The sequence below is a fragment of the Micromonospora sp. NPDC005413 genome (genome assembly GCF_040606435.1).
Classification (GTDB): domain Bacteria; phylum Actinomycetota; class Actinomycetes; order Mycobacteriales; family Micromonosporaceae; genus Micromonospora.
Window position 1 is genome coordinate 29,063 of record NZ_JBEXEV010000018.1, and the last position, 21,003, is coordinate 50,065.

14 protein-coding genes and 2 pseudogenes are annotated in these 21,003 nt (G+C 71.8%); 6 read left to right on the forward strand and 10 right to left on the reverse strand.

Features of this window, described 5'->3' with window-relative positions; translation table 11 throughout:
• The first annotated feature begins 30 nt into the window (after positions 1-30).
• The 3 genes and pseudogenes from manD to ABZS37_RS19500 form a co-directional block, all read left to right on the forward strand.
• Complete coding sequence (manD, locus tag ABZS37_RS19490; protein ID WP_355170750.1) at positions 31-1,260, forward strand: D-mannonate dehydratase ManD; 1,230 nt, start codon at positions 31-33, stop codon at positions 1,258-1,260.
• Complete coding sequence (locus tag ABZS37_RS19495; RefSeq protein WP_355170752.1) at positions 1,250-1,804, forward strand: gluconokinase; 555 nt, start codon at positions 1,250-1,252, stop codon at positions 1,802-1,804. Before manD ends, ABZS37_RS19495 begins: the two co-directional genes overlap by 11 nt.
• A gap of 110 nt (positions 1,805-1,914) precedes the next feature.
• A pseudogene (locus ABZS37_RS19500) lies at positions 1,915-2,082 on the forward strand (NAD(P)-binding domain-containing protein); the annotation flags it as partial.
• 9 nt (positions 2,083-2,091) lie between these two features.
• On the opposite strand, the gene ABZS37_RS19505 reads toward ABZS37_RS19500, so the two are convergent.
• Entirely contained in the window at positions 2,092-2,826 is a 735-nt protein-coding gene (locus ABZS37_RS19505) for a Stf0 family sulfotransferase (RefSeq protein ID WP_355170754.1), read from the reverse strand.
• 345 nt (positions 2,827-3,171) lie between these two features.
• Positions 3,172-4,137, reverse strand: a complete 966-nt coding sequence (locus ABZS37_RS19510; RefSeq protein ID WP_355170756.1) for a helix-turn-helix domain-containing protein — start codon at positions 4,135-4,137, stop codon at positions 3,172-3,174.
• A 120-nt stretch (positions 4,138-4,257) separates the two neighbouring features.
• Here ABZS37_RS19510 and ABZS37_RS19515 point away from each other — a divergent pair, with 120 nt between their 5' ends.
• Complete coding sequence (locus ABZS37_RS19515) at positions 4,258-8,067, forward strand: S8 family serine peptidase (protein WP_355170757.1); 3,810 nt, start codon at positions 4,258-4,260, stop codon at positions 8,065-8,067.
• Positions 8,068-8,495: 428 nt separating this feature from the next.
• On the forward strand, positions 8,496-8,930 hold the full coding sequence (locus tag ABZS37_RS19520) for a hypothetical protein (protein WP_355170759.1): 435 nt from the start codon (positions 8,496-8,498) through the stop codon (positions 8,928-8,930).
• A gap of 195 nt (positions 8,931-9,125) precedes the next feature.
• On the opposite strand, the pseudogene ABZS37_RS19525 reads toward ABZS37_RS19520, so the two are convergent.
• Positions 9,126-10,403, reverse strand: a pseudogene (locus ABZS37_RS19525) (amidohydrolase); the annotation flags it as partial.
• A gap of 149 nt (positions 10,404-10,552) precedes the next feature.
• Here ABZS37_RS19525 and ABZS37_RS19530 point away from each other — a divergent pair.
• Positions 10,553-10,729: a thiazolylpeptide-type bacteriocin gene (locus ABZS37_RS19530; protein ID WP_073827725.1), complete on the forward strand. Its 177-nt coding sequence runs from the start codon at positions 10,553-10,555 to the stop codon at positions 10,727-10,729.
• 81 nt (positions 10,730-10,810) lie between these two features.
• Here the strand turns inward: ABZS37_RS19530 and ABZS37_RS19535 are convergent, their stop codons facing one another.
• From ABZS37_RS19535 to ABZS37_RS19565, 7 genes are read right to left on the reverse strand one after another with little or no spacing between them, the layout of a single operon-like run.
• A complete protein-coding gene (locus tag ABZS37_RS19535) occupies positions 10,811-12,739 on the reverse strand; it encodes a TOMM precursor leader peptide-binding protein (protein ID WP_355170761.1) in 1,929 nt (642 codons plus the stop codon).
• On the reverse strand, positions 12,736-13,491 hold the full coding sequence (locus tag ABZS37_RS19540) for an ABC transporter permease (RefSeq protein WP_355170763.1): 756 nt from the start codon (positions 13,489-13,491) through the stop codon (positions 12,736-12,738). Before ABZS37_RS19540 ends, ABZS37_RS19535 begins: the two co-directional genes overlap by 4 nt.
• A complete protein-coding gene (locus ABZS37_RS19545; RefSeq protein WP_355170765.1) occupies positions 13,488-14,414 on the reverse strand; it encodes an ABC transporter ATP-binding protein in 927 nt (308 codons plus the stop codon). The genes ABZS37_RS19540 and ABZS37_RS19545 overlap by 4 nt, the downstream gene beginning before the upstream one ends.
• Positions 14,411-15,613 carry a M50 family metallopeptidase gene (locus tag ABZS37_RS19550; protein ID WP_355170767.1) on the reverse strand — a complete coding sequence of 401 codons (1,203 nt, stop codon included), beginning with the start codon at positions 15,611-15,613 and terminating at the stop codon, positions 14,411-14,413. Before ABZS37_RS19550 ends, ABZS37_RS19545 begins: the two co-directional genes overlap by 4 nt.
• Positions 15,610-16,680 (reverse strand): lantibiotic dehydratase C-terminal domain-containing protein, encoded by a 1,071-nt coding sequence (locus tag ABZS37_RS19555; RefSeq protein WP_355170769.1) that lies wholly within the window; start codon positions 16,678-16,680, stop codon positions 15,610-15,612. The genes ABZS37_RS19550 and ABZS37_RS19555 overlap by 4 nt, the downstream gene beginning before the upstream one ends.
• The gene (locus ABZS37_RS19560) at positions 16,677-19,406 is read right to left on the reverse strand and encodes a lantibiotic dehydratase (protein ID WP_355170890.1); all 2,730 of its coding nucleotides are present in this window, start codon (positions 19,404-19,406) and stop codon (positions 16,677-16,679) included. The genes ABZS37_RS19555 and ABZS37_RS19560 overlap by 4 nt, the downstream gene beginning before the upstream one ends.
• Positions 19,406-21,001 (reverse strand): nitroreductase family protein, encoded by a 1,596-nt coding sequence (locus tag ABZS37_RS19565; RefSeq protein WP_355170771.1) that lies wholly within the window; start codon positions 20,999-21,001, stop codon positions 19,406-19,408. Before ABZS37_RS19565 ends, ABZS37_RS19560 begins: the two co-directional genes overlap by 1 nt.
• Positions 21,002-21,003 lie beyond the last annotated feature (2 nt).

A 21,003-nucleotide genomic window follows, 5' to 3' on the forward strand; every position in this document is an offset into this window, starting at 1 on the left:
GCCCAGCGCGGCACCTGAGAAAGGCACCTCGTGAAGATCGTCGCAGCGGACGTCATCGTCTCCAGCCCGGATCGCAACTTCGTCACTCTGAAGATCACCACCGACGACGGGGTCACCGGCCTGGGCGACGGCACCCTCAACGGGCGGGAACTGTCGGTCGCCTCGTACCTGCGCGACCATGTCGTCCCGCTGTTGATCGGACGCGATCCGCACCGCATCGAGGACACCTGGCAGTTTCTGTACCGCTCCGCGTACTGGCGGCGCGGACCGGTGACCATGGCGGCGATCGCGGCCGTGGACGTCGCGCTCTGGGACATCAAGGCCAAGGCCGCCGGCATGCCGCTCTACCAACTGCTGGGCGGCGCGTCGCGAACCGGCATCATGGCGTACGGCCACGCGTCGGGGCGGGACGTCCCCGAGCTGTTCGACTCGATCCGCCAACACCTCGAACTCGGCTTCCGATCGATCCGGGTCCAGACGTCCGTCCCGGGCATCAACGCCGTCTACGGGGTCGCCGCGCAGCCCAGCGCCGACGGCAAGCGGTACGACTACGAACCGGCGCAGCGCACCCCGCTGCCAGCCGAGGAGGACTGGGACACCCGCTCCTACATGCGCCACCTGCCCGGCGTCTTCGAGGCGGTACGCAACGAGTTCGGCCCCGAGCTTCCGCTGCTGCACGACGGTCACCACCGGATGACCCCGATCCAGGCCGCCAGACTCGGCAAGGACCTCGAGCCGTACGACCTGTTCTGGCTCGAGGACTGCACTCCCGCCGAGAACCAGGAGGCCCTGCGCCTGGTCCGCCACCACACGACCACGCCGCTGGCGATCGGCGAAGTCTTCAACACGGTGTGGGACTACCAGACGCTCATCCGCGAACAGTTGATCGACTACGTCCGGTCCGCCGTCACCCACACCGGCGGCATCACCGCGATGCGCAAGTTACTCGACTTCGCCGCGCAGTACCAGATCAAGTCCGGCATCCACGGCCCGACCGACATCTCCCCGGTCGGCATGGCCGCCGCCCTGCACCTCGACCTGGCCATCCACAACTTCGGCATCCAGGAGTACATGCGACACGGCGCCCTGACCGACGAGGTCTTCCGGCAGTCCTTCACATTCGCCGACGGCTACCTCCATCCGGGCGAGCAGCCGGGGCTGGGCGTCGAGCTCGACGAGAAGGCCGCCGACCGGTTCCCGTACGTGCCGGCCTACCTGCCGTTCAACCGCCTCAAGGACGGGACCGTCCATGACTGGTGAGCACCGTGCCACTCCCCTGCCCCGACATGTCGTCGTGATGGGCGTGTCCGGGGCGGGCAAGACGACCGTGGCCAGGGGAATCAGCGCCCTCACCGGGTTGACCTTCGCCGAGGCCGACGAGTTCCACCCCGAGGCCAACGTGGCGAGGATGCGCTCCGGCGTACCCCTCGACGACGCCGCCCGCTGGCCCTGGCTCCGCGCCCTCGCCGACTGGATGGCCAGCCGTAACGCCGAGGGCGTGTCGACGGTGCTGGCCTGCTCGGCGTTGAAGCGGTCCTACCGGGAGGTGCTCCGGCAGGGGCCACCGAGCGTGGACTTCGTCCACCTGGACGGGACGGCGGAGGTCATCCGGGAGCGGATGGCCCAGCGCGCCGGGCACTACATGCCGGCGAGCCTCCTCGACTCTCAGCTGGCCATCCTGGAACGGTTCGAGCCGGGCGAGTCGGGGCTGGTGCTCGACGTCGCGCTGCCTCCGGACGAGCTCGTGTCCGCCGCGGTGGACCGTCTCGGGCTGGGCGCCGGAGCCGCCGCCGTAGGCGGGTAGCCGCCCGATCTCCGTCTGGGTGACGGCCTGACGGCCGGCTGACGCTCCGCGACCCCTCATCGCCAAAGCCTTACGCCACAACGCCCGCGACGCCTACCGACCCCAGAAACATGACCACGAACCACGACGTCCAGGTGAGCGTTCTCGGACTGGGCGCGATGGGCAGCGCTCTTGCAGCCGCCCTGGCGAAGACGGGACACGCGACAACAGTCTGGAATCGCTCGGCGGGAAAGACGAGCGACCTCGTCGCCAACGGCGCGACCCCCGCCGACACGGCAGGCGACGGTTCAGCGAGACTTAAATCTCGTTATCCAGTCTGCGTTGAGTTGATCGGCCTGTCGACGGTGCCCGACCACCAGTTGCCGATCCGGCGGACCATTCAGACCGAGATAGTCGAGCACCTTTTGTGCAGTGCGGGGCGGATCTGCCGCCAACTCCTCATACGTCACCTCGCAAGGCACGATGCTGTGAGAGGCGAACCAGACTGTCCAGTCCGCCTCGGATCTCTCGATCGTGGCGACAAGCCGACCAATCAGCTCTTCGTCGTAATGAGGATCCTGGCGTCCGGGCGCGACGGCTTCGCCCGGATGCCAGAAATGGGTTTGCAGTGACTTTGCCCACGACACCGCCTGGGCCACGACGTCGCGTCGCCGCAGGTGAACGAATCTGAGTTGACCCAACTGGGCGCTCAATAGGTCTACATCCGTCACCGCTGGTATAGATGCGGCGGCGGCAAGGCCACTTATCAGTTCCGGCAGCGTCTCTGCCATGATCCTCCCGCCAAAGACACCGTTCGCAGTCTTGCCGGCGGTTAGCGCCGCTCGAACGAACGCTTCGTCGATCCGTCCATCACGCGGTCGTGCTATACGCCAGTCGTCGGCGTACTCATTCAAACTCTTGCGATTGAAGTAGGAGGCTGGGTGGCCGGCAACCCCGGACGAGTCCAGCAGACCGCACAGCAAGGTACTTCCCGAGCGGGGCGTCGCGCAGATCAGGTACGAGTCAAAACCTGGGCGTGTCACGGTGGAAGACGGTAACCAAGCGTTGACCTGGGACCAACCGAATTCCCGCACGTCGGTGGGCGAGTGAAGACGGCTCTCCGGCGCCGCCTGACCGGCTCGATGGGATGAGGAAATCGAACAGCTGGCAACGCTCGATTGGGCGTCAGTTACGTATGGCTGCGCCAGCTGGCCGGGGAGCTTCCCGGAGGTCGGCGTGGGCCACGGCCAACTGCTCACGGATCTCGGTGAGTTCGCGGGTGAGGCCGTCATCGAGAAGGTGCTGCCGAGATAGTCGGCGGCGACGGCCCGCTCCCCCGGCACCCACGATCGGTCCTTTCCGAACTTCGCCCCGGTCCCGTCTCCCGCTCAGAGCCAGCCGCGCTCGCGGGCCTGCCAGCCGAGCTGGAGCCGGGACCGGGAGTCGGTACGCTCCATCAGGACCTGCACCCGGCGTACGACGGTCCGCCGGCTCACGCCGAGTCGGGCGCTGGCCGCCTCGTCGGTGAGGCCCGAGACGAGCAGTGCGAGCAGGTGCCGGTCCTCGGCGGAGATGCCGTCGGCCGTCGACACCGCCACCCCGGCCGCCGACAGGGGCGTCGCCTGGGTCCACACCGTCTCGAAGAGCGCGACGAGGGCGTCCAACAGTCCACACGGATGCACCAGCAACGCCGCGTTGTGCGCCGACGCGCTCCAGGCCAGCGGCAACAGCGCCAGGGTGCGGTCCGCGACGGCGAGCTTCGTGGGCAGCGCCACGGCGAGCCGGGCCCGTTCCCCCGAGCGGATGTGGGCGGCGGCGTTGGCCGCGAACTCGGCGTCGTCCAGCGCCGTGCTGTCGTACACCGCCCGGTAGGTAACCCCGGCGGCCTCCAGGTCGAGCTGGGTGGCGTTCACCGAGGCCGGGTTCGCGTACGGCGGTGCGACCAGCACCCGCATCTCCCGTCGGGCGGTCCGCTGCACCCGTTCGAAGGCCCGGCCGACTGCTGCCCGCCCCGAGACGATCTCGATCAGTTCCTCGGTACGCCGGTTGCTCGCCCGGCCCCGCGCCTCGGCCGCGAGCCGGTGCGCCGATTCCCGGGTCAGTTCCAGTTCCGCGTACCGGCGCCGGATCAGCTGCTCGACGGCGAGGTCGGGCGGCACCGGTACGACCCGTTCCCCGGGTGGCGGGGTGCGGTGCACGAAGCCCTCGCGTTCGAGGACCGCGACGACGCGTCGTACCCGCGCCTCCGACAGTCCCATCCGGTCCGCGAGTTCCGTCACCCGGGCGCCGCCCTGCCGGATCAGCGTGAGGTAGGTGGACTCCTCCACCGCGCTCAGCCCGGCGGGTCTCAGCACGAACGAACCTCCTGGCGCATCTGGGTCATGGCGCAGCTGCGCTCACCCTGGATTCTTTACCGCTGCGGCGACGAAGTGTGACGCTGCTCGATGATCTAACAGCACGTCAAGGGAGACTTCGTGGTCAAAGTGTCACGTACGGTTGTCGCGTTCGCGGTCGCCGTCGCCGTCCTGGCCGCTGGGACTCCACCGGCCGCCGCCGCACCGGACGGTGGCGCAGTCACGCCAGCATCGTCCAACGGACCGGCGGCGACGGTACACACCGTCACCCTGGTGACCGGGGACGTGGTCCGACTCGCCACCTTCCCCGATGGACGACAGGTCGCCGAGGTGGACGACCGCGGTACGCCGAAGGGGCTCGGCTTCCAACTCTCCGAACGCGACGGCGATGTTCACGTCACGCCGTACGAGGCGCTCCCCCTGGTGGCCGCCGGGCGGGTCGATCCGGCCCTGTTCAACATCACCGATCTGGTCGCCAAGGGCTACCACGACGCGGCCCGGCCGACGCTGCCGCTGCTGCTCACCGGTGCCCCCAAGGCACCGGGGCTCCGCGCCGCCGCACCGGCCACCCCGGCCGGCGCCACCCGGCAGCGCGAACTGACCAGCATCGGGGCGATCGCGGTACGGGAGGAGAAGGCCCGGGCCCGCGACTTCTGGGCCACCGTCGCCGCTGTCTCTGCCGGCTCACCCGGCCGGTCGAAGGTCGATGCCGACGGCGTCGCCACCCTCGCGACCGGGTTCGGCAAGCTGTGGCTGGACCGCCAGGTCCACGCCGACCTGACCGAGAGCGTGCCCCAAATCGGTGCTCCCGACGGCTGGCGGGCCGGCTACGACGGCAAGGGCGTCAAGGTCGCGGTCCTGGACACCGGCTACGACCCGACCCACCCTGACCTCACCGGCCGGGTCAGCGCCGCGGCGAGCTTCACCGAGACGGCCGACACCACCGACCGGGTCGGCCACGGTACCCACGTCGCCGCCACCATCGCCGGCAGCGGCACCGCCGGTCGCCCGGGCGGCAAGGGGGTGGCCCCCGGAGCCCGGCTGCTGATCGGCAAGGTGCTCGGCGACGGTGGTTCGGGAGACCTCTCCTGGATCATCGCCGGAATGGAGTGGGCGGTACGCGAGGGCGCCCGGGTGGTCAACCTGAGCCTCGGCGCCCAGGCGGACCCGGGGCCGGACCCGGTCACCGAGGCACTCGACGCGCTCACCGCCAGCTCCGGCACTCTCTTCGTGGTCAGCGCCGGCAACGCCGGCCCCGGCCGGCAGACCGTCGCCACCCCCGGTACTGCCGACAGCGCGCTGACGGTCGGCGCGGTCGACCGACGGAACCAGATCGCCAGCTTCTCCAGCCGTGGACCGCGGCTCGCTGACGGCGTGGTCAAACCGGAGGTCACCGCTCCCGGGGTGGGTATCGTCGCGGCCCGCGCCGCCGGCACCACCCTCGGCGAGGTGGTCGACGCCAACTACACCGCGATGTCGGGCACCTCGATGGCCGCCCCGCACGTCGCCGGAGCGGCGGCGCTGCTCGCCCAGCGGCACCCGGACTGGAGGGCCGGCCAACTCAAGGCCGCCCTGGTCAGCAGCGCAACCGAGACCCGGGGCACACCGGTGCAGACGCAGGGGGCCGGCCGGGTCAACGTCGCGGCGGCCCTGGACCAACAGGTCACCGTCGACACCGCGACCATCGCGCTGGGCAGGATCCCGGCCAGCACGCCGGCTCGGGAGGCTACGGTCGGCTTCACGAACTCCGGCCGCCGGCCAGTGACCCTCACCCTCACCGCCGAGGCCCGTGACCTGGGCGCTGACCAGCGGCGGGCGGTGCTCGGCGTCTCGCCGACCCGGCTCACCATCCCGGCCGGCGGGCGGGCCAGTGCGGTCGTCCGGCTCGACCCGAGCGCCACCGTCCCGAACCTGTACGCCGGGCTGTTGACCGCCCAGGGCGGTGGTGCGGAACTGCGTACCCCGATCGGTTTCGACCTCGTCCCGCCGACGCGGACGCTGACCATCGAGGCGGTCGACCGCGACGGCCACGCCCCGGGCGGCTTCAACAGCCGGAGCCAGTTGTTCAATCTGGACACCGGCGCGACCCACTGGGCACATCTCTTCAACGGGCGGCCCGCCACCATCGAACTGCCGGCCGGGCGCTACGCCCTCACGACCTGGGTGTTCGGGATGGCCGAATCGGGCTTCCCGAAGGATGCCACGATGCTCAGCGAACCGGAGCTGATCATCGACCGGGACCGGACCCTCCGTCAGGACGCACGGACCGCCCGCGAGATGCGCATCGACACCCCGCAACGGAGCACGGCGACCCGGGCCGCCCTGGTCTGGCAGCGCAGCACGGCGGCGGCGACGCTGCTCTCCGGCGAATTGCTCAGCCTGGAACAGACGCGCCGGGTGTACGCCGCGCCGACCCGACCGGTGTCGACCGGCACCTTCCAGTTCTTCAGCCGGTGGGATCTGGCCGTGCCGACGCTCACCGCGACGGTGACCGGCGCCGACGGCTTCACCCTGCCGGAGCCGCTGCCGGTCTTCGACGCACCGTTGCTGGACGGACGGAGCAGCGCCCGGCTGGTCGACGGTGGCGACGGCACGCCTGCCGAACTGGCCAAGGCCGGGGCCCGGGACGCCGTGGTCCTGCTGCGCCTCGACGAGGACGGAGACGGTGAGGAACCACCGGGCATCGCGCAGTTGCGGGCGGCGGGTCAGGCCGGTGCGCGGATGGTGTTGCTGGCCGGGTCGACCTCGGGCTTCTACTACATGAACGGAGACGGCTCGACGGTCCCGGCGTACAGCATCGACGCCACAGTCGCGCAGCAGTTGCGGGACCGGCTGGCGGACGGCCCGGTGACGATCTCGCTGGACGCCGTCGCCCTGTCGCCGTACCGATACGATCTGCTGCTGCCGGAGCGTGGCCGGATCCCGGAGGACCTGCACTACACGAGGTCCGAGCTGGCGCTGGCCACGGTGGAGTCCGAGTTCCACCAGCACGCGCCGGAGATGCTGTCCCGGGACACCCGGGCCGGCTTCCCGGACGGGGTGCTGACCGGGTTCGGGTTCAGCAGGACGATCACCGCCGCGCATCGGCGGACCGACTACGTCAGCACCCGGGGCGTCGCCTGGCGGACCAGCGCGATCCTGGAGGCGTACGTGGTCGGCAATCCGCGAGGCGAGATGTACGGTCCGCTCCGGGCGTACCAGGCCGGCGACCGGGTGCGTGAGGTGTGGTTCCAGGCCCTGACCCGCCCGGCGGTGCCGGCGACTGTGACCCCGAATCACGCGTACGGGCTGCCGGTGAACCGGGCGCGCGACGCGATCCGGGTGGCCGTTCCGCAGTACGCGAACGGCGACGCCACGGCGTACGGCTGGATCGACGGCAGCTCGGACCGTGCCGAGTTGACCCTGCGCCGGGACGGTACGCTCGTCGGCCGGAGCACCGCCTCGGCCGCGCAGTTCACCGTGCCGGGAAGCACGGGGCGGTACGAGCTACGGCTCGACGTCATCCGGGACCGGTTCTCCGACCGGCCCTGGTGGACCACCTCCACCGCGACGTCGACGACCTGGACCTTCCGCTCCGGGCGACCACGCGGTGACCAGCCGGCGGTGCTGCCACTGTCGCAGCTCGGCTACGAGATCGACACCGACCTGAGCAACACGGTCCGGGCCGACCGGCCGTACCGTCTGGTGCTGCGGCCCGGCTACCAGCCCGGGGCGACCGGGCCGGGCCGGTTCACGGTGGACGTCGCGGTGTCGTACGACGACGGGGCGCACTGGCAAGACGCGGCGACCCGGGGCGACCGGGAGGTCACCGCGACGATCCCGGCCGCGCCCGCCGGGGCGGAGTTCGCCACCGTCCGGGTGACCGCCGTCGACCGGGACGGCAACCGCATCGCGCAGACCATCACCAGGGCCTGGCGGGTGACCCGTTGAGCTGAGGCTGGCGGGTGAAACGCTGAGCTGAGGAGGTGGCGCCGCTGCGGAGCCGCGCTACGTGGTTGGCCCGGGGCGGTCCAGAGCCCGACCCGGGCCACCAGCCAAGACCTACTTCAGGTAACACGAAACGAGCACCTGGAGCGGCTACCCAGCTGGCTGAACCGCCTGCTCGCATCCGTCCCCACCGGCCACCGAGGCCTGGTACGCCAGTACGCGGTCTGGTCGGAACTGCGCCGCGCCCACCGCCGCGCCGCTCGCCGCCGTTTCACCGAACTCAGCGCCCGCCACACCCGCATCAAGATCACAGGATCGCGGGTGGCCGGTGGGGGTACACCGCCTGCGACCGAGCCAATCTGGTCGAGCCGGCGGGTGGATGCGGCGCGGACCACGTCGAGACGCTGCCGTTCTGGGCCGGGTGGGGAGCGGTGGGCGTCGGTGTCGCCCTCGCGATGCTGATCATCTCCGCGGTCAAGTTCTCTGGCCGCGCCACAGCCGCCGGAAGCTGGGCGGCGGCCGCGCTGCTCCTGGTCGTCGCGTTCCCGCTGCATCTGCTCTTCGAGATCCCGGCGGCGTTGGCGGGACGCCCCACGGACTGGCGGGACCTCGGCGCCCGGATCGCGCTGGTGACCGGCGGTCTCCTGTTCGCCGGGCTCGCCAACGCCTGCGGTCCGCAGCACCAACCGGACGCTCCCGGCTATCGGCCGGTCTCGCGGTGGACCAGTCGCTGGGCGTACGTGGCGGTCGCTCTGCCGGTGGTGTCCGACGTGGTGCCGCCCCCTCTCCGGGAGGGCGTCCCGCCGTCCCTCATGGCCGTAGAGTGCCCACCGCCGAGAGGGAGCCCTCCGGGGCGGAGGGCATAAGGGATCTTTGTAACCCGAATCGTTACAGCCGTGGATCTCGATGTAGAGGGCCGCCGGCAGACCCTTCTAGCCCGGCGACCCGTTCAACCGGCCCGATCCAGCCGCTTATCCCTCCGGCTCCGGCCTCGGCGACGCGGGCTGCGACGGCGACGGAGGCTGCGACGGCGGGGGCAGCGGCTCCGACGATCGCGGATCCGTGGCGAGCAAGGTCCGTGCGGCGGCCACCAGGGCCACCACACCAGCCGGCAGCGCCAGCCCGATGCTCGGCGCGAAGGCCGGGCTGTGGTTCGTCGGCAGGTTGCCGAGCTTCTCGGCCGCGCTCGCGCCGGGCGCCGCCCGCCACTGGCGTGGTCCGACGGTGCCGAGCATCCAGTAGCTGCTCGGGATACCCCCGGCGGTCAGGAACGGAAAATCCTCTGACGCCAGGGAGGGCGGCCACCAGCCGACCCGCTCCGGCCCGAACACCCGCTCATGGGCGGCCCGCACCCGTGCGGTCGTGGCCGGGTGCCCCACGTAGGCGGGGGTACGCGAGACGACCCGAATCGTCGGCTCGCGCGGGCTGCCGGCGGCCTCACAGGCGGCCCGGACGGTGCGGGTCACGCTGCTCAGCACGCGGTCCAGCGTCGGCTCGTGCAGCGCCCGGATCGTCACTCCGAGGGTGGCGTGTTCGGCGATGACTCCCGGATGGTGGCCGGCGCGCAGCGTACCGACGGTGAGCGCCACCTGATCGGCCGGGCTGACCTGCCGGGCCACCACGGCCTGCAGCTGCACGACGATGGTCGCGGCGAGCACCACCGGGTCCACGCAGAGGTGCGGGGTGGCTGCGTGTCCGCCCCGTCCGGGCACGCTGATGTTCAGGGTGACGCAGCCGGCCGTCATCGGGCCGGTGCCGTGGGCGACCATGCCCGCCGGTAGCGGGGCGGCGTGTTGGGCAAGGAGCAGATCGGGGCGGCCGAACCGCTCGTAGAGGCCGTCGTCGAGCAGCGCCGCCGCACCCCGCATGGTCTCCTCGGCCGGCTGTCCCAGGATCAGCAGCGTGCCCTGCCAGCCGTCCCGGTCTCGGACCAGGTGGCCTGCGGCGCCGACCGCCGCGGCCAGGTGCAGGTCATGCCCGCAGGCGTGCATGACGGGTACGGTCCGGCCGTCGGTGTCCACGCCGGTGGCGGTGCTGGCGTACGGCAGGCCGGTCTCCTCGGCGACCGGCAGCGCGTCCAGCTCCGCCCGAATCAGTACGGTCGGGCCGGCACCGTTGCCGAGGACGCCGACGACGCCGTGCCCGCCGACTCCGGTCGTGACCTGGCAGCCGATCTCCCTCAGCGCGGCTGCGAAACGGGCGGCTGTGCGCTCCTCCACGCCGGAGAGCTCCGGATGTGCGTGTAGGTCGCGGTAGAGCCGCGTCGCGTCGGCGATGGTCTCCGGATCGACTGTTGGGCCGGCGGGGCGGGCGGCGGTCTGCGCTCCGGGTGGTGCCATGGCGTCAGCCAAGCCCAGACCGCTGTCACTTCGCTGACATCGAATGACAGCGGTTTGCGATGGCGGCCGTGGGCGATCGGTGAGCGCGTTGGGGTGTGCTTGCGGCGGGGCCGGACGAGCCGGCCGGACACCGACCGTTAGGAGCTACCATGGCGCCCGAGACCGACCTCAACGCCCTCGCCGAGGAGATCCTGGAGCTGGAGTCGGAGACCTTCGCGATCTCCGACTACGCCGACGCGTCCGAGGCGATCCTCGCCTCCTGCTCCTCGTCGGGCACCACCTCGACCTGCAGTAGCACCACCTCCACCACCAGCTGCTCGGCCTGAGCGACGGCGGTACGACGTCGGGACGCCCGGTGGGCGGCCCGACGTCTCTGTTCGACTCCCGTCCCGCCAGCTAAGGCGGCACTATGGGAAGGGGTGTGGTACTAGGCGGAGGTCGGCGTCGGTGAGTTCGGCGTCGGCGAGACCCGCCGCCGCGGGCGCGCTCCGCAGCCGCGGTAGGTGCGGAGCCCGCTGCCGGGTCCAGCCGAAGTCGATCGGGAGCAGGCCGGGCACGACCAGGCAGACCGAGCAGAGCCCGACTGCCTCCTGCTCCGGCGTGGTCTGGTCGACCATGATCGCCTCGAATCCCTGCATGCCCAGCAGATCGAGCACCCGGTGCAGGTCGTCGCGCAGGTCCCGGGTGCTCGGGGGCCGGTAGCCGGCGTACACCTTCCAGGCGGGCAGCGTGTCACCGCTGTCGAGGTAGCTCTGAGCGTGCACCGACATCCGCGGCAGGCCGAAGAGCGCCGAGTGGTCCGGCAGCCGGCGGACCAGGGTGTAGTCGTCGGCCATCCGCTCCAGCTCGGCCCGGCGCCGACGGACCGTGCCGGGCTGATGAGGGATGTAGGTGAGCGCCTCGGCGAGCGCGCCGGCGATCGCCTGCTCCGGGTCGATGTGCGCCGCGGCGGCGAACGACAGCAGGCCGGGACCGCCGTCGTGGCGGACGGCGAGGCTGGTGACCACGGGTACGGCGAGGTCGATCCGGTTGTCGAAGGCGTAGAGGCGATAGCCCTGCAGCTCGGCGCGGTCGGCCATCGCGCGCACTGCCGGCGGGCAGGTGTCGAGATCGATCCGGGGCAGCGTCAGGTTGCCGTACCAGGCGAGCAGGAACGCGTCGCGCTCGATCAGCTCCAACAGCCCGAACAGGGCGGCCTCCTCCAGGCAGCTTCCGGTGGCGCAACCGCTGGAGGAGGAGAGCAGGAAGGTGTCGCCCGCGGCCGGCGAGCTGTAGAAGCAGAGCCGACGGGGCACCAGCACAGGCTTGCCGGTGTGCAGGTTCTGCCCCCACACCCACGGGATCGGCCGCTGCGGGTCGAAGCGGCGAAGGATCGGGTCGGCGGCGTACACCGCGTCGGGGTAGCTGCCGCAGCGGTCCGGGTGTAGCGCCTCCGCACCGAGGTCGTCGTACGCGGCGACGACCGGGGTGACGTTGCGCCGACGGTGGGTGCCCGCGTAGCGCTCCAGCCCCTCCAGGTAGGCCAGCGAGCGGCTCGCGTCGTAGCCGCTGGACTGGCCGCTCCAGGAGACGTCGAGCAGCCCGCCGTAGCCGCGGATGAAGACGCTGCCGGTCACCGGCGCGGTGGTCGGTGAGGTGATGGTGAGCTGGGTGCCCGCGCCGAGCGCGCCGCAGACCGGGTTGACGAGCGCGGCCTCCGGCAGCGGATAGCCGCCCGGGGCGCGCAGCCGGTACACGTCGGGGCGGGGCTTGGGCCGGGGCTGTTGCGCGAGCATTGGACGGTTGGGAGTGTCGGGCCGAGGGACGGAGCAGCTGGCGCAGAGCGGTTCGGCCAGCACCGGATAGCTGCGTACCCGCAGGCTGCCCAGGTCGAGCTGGCTGACCCGGGGCAGCGGAGCACTGTGCCGGTCCCAGCTCGGCGGCGGCAGCGGCGGGCCGGCGTGGACGACGCGGTAGAGGTCCCAGACGGCGTCGAGCTGGTAGGTGGTCAGCTGCGGCCACGGGCCGACCGCGGTCATCTTGTCGCCGACCTCCAGGGCGTCGCGTTCGCTGCGGGTGCGCAGCCGCTGCCACCGAATGGCCAGGCAGTGCCCGCAAGCCCGGCCCGCCGCGCCACCGGACGGGCCGATCAGCACGGCGGCGGCGCTGAGGTGCACGGTGGCGTCGCGCCGATCGGGCCCGGCCGCCGCGAGCGCGTCGGCGTCGCCCAGCGTCACCACCCGCGGTTCGCCACCCACCGGCTGCGCCGTCCAGCGGCGGCGTAGGTGCTCCCGCAGTCGGGCCGCGGCGGCGGAGAGCGGGGCAGGGCGCGCTGCCGCCGCCGCGGTCGCGGTCATGAGTCGTTGCTCCAGCGGAAGGTCCGCACCCCGATGACCGCGAACACGGCGCCGAAGGCCACCAGCGCGGCGCAGGCGAGCAAATAGTCGTTCATGGTGCCGAAGCCGGTGAAGGCGTACGCCATGCCGTCGTTGACGTAGCGCAGCGGCAGCGCCCGGGAGATCACCTGCATCCAGCCCGGCATCAGTTCGAGGGGGTAGAACGAGCCGGAGAGGAAGGCCATCGGTACCACGATGCAGTTGGCGATCGCGGCGACCGCCTCCGGGGTGTTCGCCTGGGAGCCGACGATCAGGCCGAGGGCGAGGAACGCCGTCACCGCGAGCAGCATGATCGGAATGGCGAGCGGCCATGTCGAATCCGGGCGCATGCCGAAGACCGGAAGCATGGCGATGCCGACGAAGAGCAGGCTCTGCGCCACCCCGATGCCCAGCGCGACGACGTAGCGGGAGCCGATTACCGACCAGATGCTGGTCGGCGAGAGCCGGATGATGCGCAGCAGGTCGTCGTTGCGCCATTGCATCAGGGTGAACGACACCCCGAAGAGGGCGGCGCTGGCCAGACCCCAGGAGAGCACGCCCGGAGCGATGTAGTCGACGTATCCGCGGCCGGTGTCGCCGACCTGCTGGTCGCGGAAGATCAGCCCGAAGATGACCAGGAAGACCAGCGGGAAGGCGAAGGTGAAGAAGAGGGTTGTGGCGTCGCGGACGGTCGCCTTGTAGGTGGCCCGGGAGAGTGCGGCGTATGCGCTCATGCCTGCGGCGCTCCGATCAGCTCGAGGTAGACGTCTTCCAGGGTGGCCGGCCGGGTCTCCACGTCGTTCAGGTCGGCCTCGGCGCCGAGAGCGGCGAGCACTCGGGCGGTCTGCGTGGTATGCAGCACGAGCGCGTCGTCCTCGACGCCGACTCCGTCGACGCCGTCGAGGCTGCCGGCCTGCTCGGGGCTGAGCCGGCCGGCGGGGACGACCAGGCGGGTGCCGATGCCGGAGCGGGCGATCAGCCCGCGAGGGCTGTCGAGGGCGAGGATCCGCCCGGCGGAGAGGATCGCGACGCGGTCGCAGAGCCCTTGCGCCTCGTCGAGGTGGTGGGTGGTGTAGACGATGGTCTTGCCGATCTCCTTGAGCTTGCGCAGCATCTGGCTGAGGTCGCGGCGGGCCTGTGGGTCCAGCGCGGCGGTGGGCTCGTCCAGGAAGATCACCTGCGGGTCGTGCACGAGCGCGGAGGCGATGGCGAGGCGCTGGCGCTGACCGCCGGAGACGTTGGTGACCCGGATGTCGCCTGAGCCGGTCAGCCCGACCAGCTCCAGGGCCCGCTCGGCGGCGGTTGGGGGGAGACCGTAGAGGGCAGCGACCGTCACCAGGTGCTCGCGGGCGGTCAGCCGAGTGAAGAACGCCGAGCGCTGGGTCTGCACACCGATCAGGGGCAGCAGGTCGAGGTTGCGCGGGGCCGGCGACATGCCCAGCACGGCGACGCTGCCGGTGTCGGGGGTACGCAGGCCCTCGATCATCTCGATGAGCGTGGTCTTGCCCGCGCCGTTGGGGCCGAGCAGACCGAAGAACTCGCCGCGGCCGATCGAGATGGAGATCTCGTCGACCGCCCTCACCTCGCCATACGACTTGCTCACGGCGTCCAGCACAATCGCTGGACCGTCGGTGGGTGACATCGGCTCGCCTTTCATTGGTTGTCCTGATGGAGTGGTTGGGACGGCATTCGGTCCGCGGGACGTTCCCGGCGTGGCCGGGCCAGCCAGCCGGCGATCGTCAGGCCGACGATCGCGGCGGGCAGAATATGGGCGAGTGCTCCGAAGACGGGCTGGAGCAGAGCGCCCACGAAGAAGATGACGACGCCGGCGACCGCGGCGATCGCGAGCAGCCACCACACGGCGAAGAGTCCGAGGCAGACCGCGGTCCGTCGCGGGTAGCGCGGGCCGGGTCGGCGTAGGAGCCGCCGGGGGGCCGTCGTCAGATAGCGGCGGCTCTCCGGGGCCAGGTTCAGCAGGCCCAGCAGGTGGCTGACGATCTTGTAGCCGTCCAACGGCGGCAGGGGGATGACGTTGATCAGCGTCTGGGCAGCGCCGACCAGCACGTACGCGCTGAAGAGCCGGTCGGCGAAGGCACCCGGCACCGCCGCGAGGGCGGCACCGACGAGCAGGAGGACCAGCCCGTTCGCCACCCCGCCGGCCGCCGCGATCATCACCTGTTGGGACCGCCGCGGAAGGTAGAGGTAGTCCTCGATCTTGCAGGTGAGGGTGATCAGGTTGATCCGCTTGACGGTGGCACCGAAGTGGACGGCAACAAGCGCGTGGGCGAACTCGTGCAGCGCCGCGCCGAACCAGGCGAGCAGCGCCAGCGCGACCAGGCAGACCGGGTCGCCGAAAGCGGGGCGGGCAGCCTGCCACAGCGGGCCGAACCGCAGTCCGACCACCACGAGCAGCGCGACGACGAGCAGCGCGAGCAGCGCGGAGACCGCCGGGTGCAGCAGCCGCCGCAGTCGGCGCGCCCACCAACCCAGCGCGCCGGGCCGCACCGGTCCGGCCGCCGCGCGCTCGCCGCCACCGCCGCCGAGCGCGGTGGCTGGACCGGCGGGGTGCGCGGATAGCAGGTCGCGCTCGTGCAGCAGCCACAGCAGCCGGGTCCAGTGCTGATCGCCGAGACGGCGACCGTACTCGGCGGCGTACTCGGCGCCGACCTCGGCGAGGGATCGGGCGCCGTCGAGGCGGCGCAGCAGGAACTGCTCCCTCGGAGCGATCTCGAACGCCCGGCCGCTACGCCGGTCCTTGACCAGGTAGACCGTGTCGGGGCCGCGCTGCAACGGCCGAGAGAAGATCAGATCTTCGCGCAGCCGGGGGCGCTTGGCCAGCAGGCCCGAACCGGTCACGCCGGCACCGCCTGGTCGCGCAGCACCCGGGCGAGCAGATAGGACAGGTACGCCTCGTCGCGGATGGTGGCGTGCAGCCGGTTGTTGGTCATGTGCAGGTACGGCGAGAGCAGCGACGCGAGCGCCTCCCCCGGGTCGGTGATCACCCGGTCGCCGCCGCCGCTCCATGCGCTGACCCTCAGCTCACCGGAGGCTGCCAGCGCGAGCACCTTCTCCCGGAGCTGGACGGCGTGCTCGGCCCAGCCGCGCAGGAAACCGGGCAGGCGCTGGGTCTCGCTTTGCGCGACGAGGGCGAGGATCTGCCCCACCCGTCCGCCCAGCTCACCGGCGACACTGTCGTACATCCGGGTGTACTCGTCGACGCCGATCAGGCTGGTGCCGGCGAAGGCCCGGTGCCAGAAGTGGTGGTACCGGTCGAGGAACTCGACCAGCTCATCCCGGTCGGGCAGGAACGTGCCGGCGAGCACCGTCATCAGCTGCGCGGCGGTGCCCAGCAGCACCGGGCGCAGGTGCAGGTTCATCGACGAGATAGCCCGCAGCACGGTGTCGCTGGAGTACTGGAAGTGCCACTCGGCGACCTCGATGCCCGCCGGCCCGCCGTACTTGCCGTACTCCGGCTCGTAGGGCCGGTAGCTGTAGGAGTTGTTGGGCTGCAGCAGCATCTGCCCGTTCGCGTCGACCAGCTCCGCCGGCCGCCCGGCGGGGAACTCCAGCTCGAAAAGGATGTCGTAGAGCTCCCGCAGGTAGCCGGTGCCCATCGCGTACAGCGCGGGGCGGGTGGCGAGGAACCGGCTGACCGCCGCCTCGGCGCGCGCCCGCACCGCCGGCTCGTCGGCCGGGGTACGCGGCCGCAGCCGCAGCCGCACGTGTGGCCCCTCCAGCCAGTAGTTGATGAAGAAGTGGCCGGCGAGCAGGTTCTGCTCGGTCAGCTCCCGGATCAGCGGCGCCACGCACTCGACCAGCAGCGGCTGCGGGTTGGCCGCATAGAAGACGTGCAGCGCAAGCCACTGCCCGCGCGAGTCGGCGGCGTGTTCGGCGTCGGTGGGCGCGGCGTCGGACACGGTCATCGGGTCTTCCTCTCCTCGGTGCGGAAGGTCTCCACGGCCAGCTCGCTGACGTGCCCGCCGTGCTCGCCGTGGGCGGCCAGCTCGTCGGCGGCGGGCAGCAGCTCGCGCAGTACGACCCGGTCGTCCGGCCCGTCCAGGGCGGCCCGCAGCGCCTGCATCGACAGCGGGCTGCCGAAGTCGACGTACTGCGGCTTCGGGTTGGTCACCAGCCGGTCCGGGTTGGCCGCATAGACGGTGGCGAAGACCTGCTCGGGTACGCCGTGTCGGACCCGCCACCGGCGCCAGTCGAGGAACGCCGCCGGGTCGGCGCCGGGGTCGCCCGCGTCGGGCAGGTCGCGTACCCGTACCGACCAGCTGCGGCGGCTGAGCACGACGTTGCCGGCACGCAGCCGGGGCCGGGTGGTGACCCCGTCGGCGTTGGCCAACGCGGGCACCCCGCGCCACACGTCGAGGCGCACCATCGACGCCGGCGACAGCAGCAGCAGGGTGCGCGGGATCTGCGGCAGCGCCATCGGCACCAGGTAGCCCAGGTAGACGGCTACGACCTCCCGGTCGAGGCGGGTGGAGCGCAGCACGATCCGATCGGTTTGCGGGTCGTGCACGAGGTAGAGGTCGTCGAGGGTGAGCTGCCGTTCGGCCGGGACGCTGCTGGTCTCGCCGGGGCAGACGACGACGTAGTCGGTGAGCCGGGCGTGCAGGTTCAGGTTGGTGGTGGCCGCGCCCCCGGTCAGCTCGGCGAAGACCACGTCCGGTGGGGTGACCTCGGCCGCTTGGGCGCGCAGCCGCTCGGCGAGGGTCGGGGTGTCGCCGTCGAAGCAGTGGGTGAACCGACTGAACGGGAAGGAGAGCCCCCCGAAGGACTGGTTGAGCACCAGCAGCGGGTCGGGTTCGCGCAGCGCCAGCTGGACGAAGTGCCCCTGCGGGTGGACACCGCGGGTGGTGTCGCCGAGCAGCGTCCCCACCTCGTCGAGCAGTTCGGCCGGCAGCGGCAGCTCGGTGCGCTGCGGGTCGGCGTCGGCGAGCGCGGCCAGCCGCCCGGCGAAAAGCTGCCGGGCATGGTCGAGCGCCGTCATCTCGGGCCGGCCCAGCCAGTTCTCCTCGGGGGTGTAGCTGCCGTCGTCGCCGAACGGGCGGCGCCCCGCGGTGAAGGACGAGTACTGGTCGTAAAGGTCGTCGTGGAAGTCCTCGACCAGCCGCAGCAGGTCGCCGCAGCGCCCGCCGACGCCGAACCGGGCCAGGAAGAACCCGTGGAACATGATCCGGTGCGGCAGGTTCTGATCGAAGGCAGGCAGCACCCGCTCCACGGCGGCGAGGTCCGCACCGACCAGCCGCCGCCAGGGCTCGGCAGCGACGGTGACGGGTTCACCGGCGACCCGACTGTCCTCGTAGAGCAGCGTCTGCGGCAGGGTCGGATTCTCCTCCCCCAGCGACTGCATCGCCGCGCACAGCGCGGCCCGCAGCCGGTGCAGCAGCTCGCGACGCTGCCCGAGGTCGCCCTGTCGGTAGACGTCGACCAGCTCGGTGATCTCCTGGAGCCGGCCGGCGAGCCGCTCGGCCCACGGCCGGTCGAGCTGCCCCAGGGTGCCGGCGAGCACCCGGATCGGGTCCGCGACGTGCACGTCGGTGTCGAGGCCGACCAGCCGGAGCATGCCCAGCCGCAGCAGCGTCGACAGGTACGCCTCACCGTCTCCTCGCTCGGCCCCGGTCCCCGCGCAGAGCCGGTCCACCAGATCGACGCAGCGAATCGTGCCGCGCTCCTGAAGCAGGGCGGTGAGCTCGTCCAGGACGCCGCTGCGGCGCAGGAAGAAGAGCCCGTCACGGACCGAGTCGAAGCTGACCGCGGCGCTGTCGTCGCCAGCGGTGACCCAATGCCGCACGTACCGGATCCGGTCGGCGTCGCGGCGCCACCCGGGACTCAGCTCCACCGACAGGTCGCCGCGCCGTTGCGGGTCGGCACTGATCAGGTCGGCGAGCCGGGTGACCAGGACGACGTTGAGCCGGACATGCCGCTGCCACTGCTCACCAACGGTGATCTCCAGCCCCGACCCGGTGTCGGAGAAGCGGCCCAGGGCGACGGCGGTGAAGGTGCTGAACGGGCTGGTCTTGCACGCGGTGCGGTACAGGTAGGACAGCAACGAGCGCTCGACGCGGCGGGTCCGCTTGTTGGCCGGCCGGGTCAGCTCCGGTGGAGCTCCGGCGGCTAGTTGCTCGTCCAGAGTCGGTGAGGCGAGCTGGAGCCCGCCGCGCAGGCGCGGCTCGTCGGCCAGCCGCCACAGCTGCGCGCGGGCCCGGGTGACGTCGGCGGCGAAGATCGCGCTTCCCTCGTCGTGCCGCCGCGCGAGCCGCGCCCGGCGCTCCAGCCAGCGCTGCACGCCGGGTAGGGCCTCGGGTCGGGTCTGCGCGACCGCAGCGAGCGCCGGCTCGGGCGCGGCCGGCAGGACGTTGTTGAAGATCTGCCGGCGCAGTGTCAGCAGCCGCCGCCGGGCCGACTCGTCCTCGTTGTCGTTGACCAGCTCGTAGAGGAGTTGACTGAGCTGCGCCCCGTCGGCCGCGAGCCGGTGCTCCAAGGCGAGCACGTCCTCGGCCCAGGTGCACGCCGTGGGGCAGCGCAGCGCATCGACCGTCGACAGTGGCAGGCCGGTGACCCGGGCAGTGAAGTAGGCGCCGGTGCGCCACCCGGCGGGGGCGGCGCTGCGCGGCGGACTCTGCGACAACACGGCCGGGATCACCGCAGCTCGTAACGGTAGTCGCCGAGCTGCCCGCGGTCGTCGCCGGCGAGCATGATGAGCAGCGGAAACTCGCCGCTCTCGGTGAGCCCCAGCTCCTCGACGTAGGAGACGCTGTCGAAACCCAGCGCCACCCCGGCGCCGAGACGCAGCGCGGCGGCAGCGGTGTAGAAGGTCTGGGCGATCGCGCCGACGGTGGCGTTGACGAGGTTGTAGCCCCGGTCCCCGGTGGCATCCAGCACGGCGTGCGTACGCACCGTCGGGACGAGCACGACCGCGGCCTGCTCCAGGTTGTAGTTGGCCAGGAAGTAGTTGCGTTGCAGGAAGGCTCCCGGCGGGCCACCGCTGACGGCGACCAGACTGTGCTCCTGCGGGTCGTACACGTATCCCCCGGCTGGCACGTCGGCGACGTGGTTGACGAAGGCGTAGATCCGGGCCAGCGCGCCATCGGCGGGACCGTCGATCTCGGACGGCACGGTACTGGCGGCGGTGGCCCGCAGCAACGCGGCGAGCTGCTGAGCCGCCATCGGCCGGTGGGCCAGGAGCCGGCCGAAGCTGCTTCGGCGGGCGGTGAGCGCGGCCTCGACGGGCAGCGTCATCGGCGCTGCGGCGGGCAGCGGCACGCTGGTCGCGCCCGGCGGCGCCGGGTGGGCGGCGGCGGGCGCCAGTGCCCCGGTGGTGGGCCGCTCGACCGCCGCGGCCGTGCTGCGGTTGATCTGCTGCAGGGTGTCGAAGCCGAGTAGAGTCCGGGACCGCTCCTGGTCGCGGTGACGGACCCGGACCATCGCCGGCCGCGGCACCGACTCCGCCGGGCCGGCGAGGGCGGGCGCGGCCCAGGTCAGGGGTACGACGGCGAAGAGCGCCTCGTCGTCGGGGGCGAGCCCGAGCAGTTCGGCGACGGCGGCCTGGTCGAACCAGAGCACCGGCCGGATCTGCCGGCCCTGGGCGCCGGCCCAGAGCCGCCAGGTCTGCAGCAGCGTACCCACGTCCATCGACACGGCGTGGTACGAGAAGTTGTTGTACTTGAAGGCGTTCTGCCAGTACTTCACCCCGATGACCAGAAACTGGCTGGCGGGGCGGGGCGGGTCGACCGCCGCGTTCACCAGGGCGCTGACGTCGCCGCCGAGCAGCCGCTGCATCGCGTGCCGGGCGTGCGCGTAGTAGTAGACGCCGGGGGTGACCCCGGCGTCGGGTCCGGCGACCCAGTAGACGCTGCACGGGTAGAGGCCTCCACCGGAGGCGGTGCCACGGTGCCAGTTGGCGTGCGCGTATGACGGCAGCGCGGCCAGGTCGGTGTTGGCCTGGATGCCGAGGCGCCGTCCCAGCAGCCCGTACGAGTGGTGCAGCAGGCCGGCCAGCAGCGGCAGCGTGAACGGCTCGTCGGCGTCGCCCGGGCCGCGCAGCGCGGTGTCCAGATCGACGTCGGCTCTCGGCGGTGCGGGCAGCCCGAAGGCGCCCGCCTGTGGGTAGTACTTGCCGCGGCGGGGTGCGTCGCCCCAGTTGGGGGTGAAGTCGACCGGAGGCATCGGCTCACGGCCGCGGCGCAGGATCGCGGTCGCGTACGCGTGGGCGAGGCCGGGATTTTCAGGCGTCATGG

Excerpts from the sequence above, each read along its gene's own strand:
- ABZS37_RS19495 (WP_355170752.1), top strand. The coding sequence starts at position 1,250 with ATGACTGGTGAGCACCGTGCCACTCCCCTGCCCCGACATGTCGTCGTG.
- ABZS37_RS19530 (WP_073827725.1), top strand. The coding sequence starts at position 10,553 with ATGGCGCCCGAGACCGACCTCAACGCCCTCGCCGAGGAGATCCTGGAG.
- ABZS37_RS19535 (WP_355170761.1), bottom strand. The coding sequence starts at position 12,739 with ATGACCGCGACCGCGGCGGCGGCAGCGCGCCCTGCCCCGCTCTCCGCC.
- ABZS37_RS19540 (WP_355170763.1), bottom strand. The coding sequence starts at position 13,491 with ATGAGCGCATACGCCGCACTCTCCCGGGCCACCTACAAGGCGACCGTC.
- ABZS37_RS19545 (WP_355170765.1), bottom strand. The coding sequence starts at position 14,414 with ATGAAAGGCGAGCCGATGTCACCCACCGACGGTCCAGCGATTGTGCTG.
- ABZS37_RS19555 (WP_355170769.1), bottom strand. The coding sequence starts at position 16,680 with ATGACCGTGTCCGACGCCGCGCCCACCGACGCCGAACACGCCGCCGAC.
- ABZS37_RS19565 (WP_355170771.1), bottom strand. The coding sequence starts at position 21,001 with ATGACGCCTGAAAATCCCGGCCTCGCCCACGCGTACGCGACCGCGATC.